Annotated in this window: 3 protein-coding genes; all 3 read left to right on the top strand. The window is 74.8% G+C overall.

All coding sequences use genetic code 11. From position 1 onward, the window contains the following. Positions 1–1,013, top strand: a 1,013-nt coding sequence (locus QH283_RS00470) for a TIGR01777 family oxidoreductase (protein WP_280501042.1), incomplete at its 5' end; no start/stop codon positions are given. A 52-nt stretch (positions 1,014–1,065) separates the two neighbouring features. Beyond that, complete coding sequence (locus tag QH283_RS00465) at positions 1,066–1,587, top strand: hypothetical protein (RefSeq protein WP_280501041.1); 522 nt, start codon at positions 1,066–1,068, stop codon at positions 1,585–1,587. Between the two features lie 149 nt (positions 1,588–1,736). Further along, positions 1,737–2,153: copper chaperone PCu(A)C (locus tag QH283_RS00460; protein ID WP_280501040.1), on the top strand; the 417-nt coding region annotated here is incomplete at its 3' end.

Here is a 2,153-nt window from a genome sequence, read left to right as displayed (position 1 = left end):
GCGTCGACACGCCGATCCCGGCGTCCGCGCTGCGTTCGATGTTCGACTACCGCTACCGGCAGTTGCGCGACGACCTGCTGGCGCACCGCCGCGCGGCCGAGCACGGCGCGGCCCCGATGACGGTCGCGGTCACCGGTGCGTCGGGACTGGTGGGCACCGCGCTGTGCGCCTTCCTCACCACCGGTGGTCACGAGGTGGTGCGGTTGGTGCGGCACAGCCCGATCGGCGCGGGCGAGCGGCGCTGGGACCCCGACGCCCCCGACCCGGATCTGCTCGCCGGTGTCGACGCGGTGGTGCATCTGGCCGGGGCGTCCATCGCGGGGCGGTTCACCGAGGAGCACAAGCGCGCGGTGGCCGACAGCCGGATCGCCCCCACCCGCGCCCTGGCCGAACTCGCCGCGAAGGCCGGCGTCGCCGCCTTCGTCAGCGCCTCGGCCATCGGCTACTACGGCTACGACCGCGGCGAGCAGACGCTCACCGAGGATGCCGGGCGTGGTGAGGGCTTCCTCGCCGATCTCGTGGCGGACTGGGAGGCGGCGACCGCACCCGCCGAGCAGGCGGGTCTGCGCACGGTCGTGGTGCGGACCGGGATCGTGCTCTCGCCGCGTGGCGGCACTCTGAAGCTGCTGCGCCCGCTGTTCGCGGCAGGGCTGGGCGGGCGGATCGGTGACGGGCGGCAGTGGTTCTCCTGGATCGGGCTCGACGACATGGTGGACATCTATCACCGGGCGCTGTGGGACGAGTCGCTGTCCGGGCCGGTCAACGCGGTGGCGCCGGAGCCGGTGCGCAACAGCGAGTTCACCCGGGTACTGGCGCGGGTGCTGCGCAGGCCCGCGCTGCTGCCGGTGCCCTCCTTCGGCCCGGCGCTGCTGCTCGGCGCGGAGGGTGCGCGCGAACTGGCCGCCGCGAACCAGCGGGTGCTGCCCGCCCGGCTCGGCGCGGCCGGGCACTCCTTCCGGCATCCCGACCTCGAGGGCGCGTTGCGCCACATGCTCGGCCGCACCGGCGGTTGAGGGCGGCGCGACACCCACCAACGCTTCTACGACAGCGGGTAGTATGCGGGATGTGCGGACGGCGGTTCACCAGGGAGCGGCGGCGGCGCGCGGAGCGCTCGTCGGGTCCGCGGCCGGTGCGGTCAGTCTGGCGGCGCACCCCCTCGGCGGCGGCGCCGTGCATCTGTCCCAGGCCGCGATCGTCCAGCTGATCGGCGCGTGCGCGGCCGTCGGCGTGGTCGCCGGGTCGCGGCGCGGACGGGTCGGGCGAGGTGAACTGCTCGCGCTGCTCGCCGCCGGTCAGGGCATCGGGCACGTGGCGCTGACCGTCGGTCATCCGCACGGCCCGCATCTGACGCCCGTCATGGTATGTGCCCATCTGGCGGCCATGCTGCTGGCGGCGGTGCTCATCCGGTTGTCGGAGGCCGGGTTGCTCGCGGCCGCGTCGAGTGTGCGGCGGGTGCTGGCCGCGCTCGTCGAGGCGCTGCGGTGGCCGGAGGCGCCGGTCGTGCTCGCCGGGGGCGAGATCCGCGTCGGGGCGGGTCGGCTCCGGTCCGGCGGGGCGGGCACGCGCGGGCCGCCCGCGCGGTGGTGAGTTCTCTGTTCGGCATGGAGGCCGGGCCAGGCCCGTGCCTGCGTGCTCGCACGTGACGCTTCGCCGCGTCACGGACCTCCCACCACCCCAGCCCTCGGACGGCGCCGCGATCCGATCGCGGCCGTCCTCCACTCGAACGGAGCCCTTCCGTGTCTCTGCGTATCCCCCACCGTCGCCTGGCCGGTCTGGCCGCCGTGGCGTTCGCGCCGCTGCTGCTGAGCGCCTGCTCCGGCGACGACTCCCCCGCCGACACCACCGCCGCCGAAGTGGTGACCATCCAGGACCAGTGGATCAAGGCCGCCGACAGCGGCATGTCCGCGGCCTTCGGCGTCCTCACCAATTCCGGCGCGAGCGAGGTGACCATCGTGTCGGCCGAGAGCCCGGCCTCCGCGTGGGTCGAACTGCACGAGGTCGTGGTCGATCCCGGTGGCGCCACCACCATGCGGGAGAAGGACGGCGGGTTCGTGCTGCCCGCGGGCGGCACCCTCACGCTGGCGCCCGGCGGTGAGCACCTGATGTTCATGGATCTGGCCGGCCCGCTGCGCACCGGGTCCGAGGTGCCGGTG

It is taken from the genome of Nocardia farcinica (assembly GCF_029867845.1).
In the GTDB taxonomy this organism is placed as follows: Bacteria; Actinomycetota; Actinomycetes; order Mycobacteriales; family Mycobacteriaceae; genus Nocardia; species Nocardia farcinica_A.
This window is presented reverse-complemented; position numbering and strand designations above follow the sequence as displayed.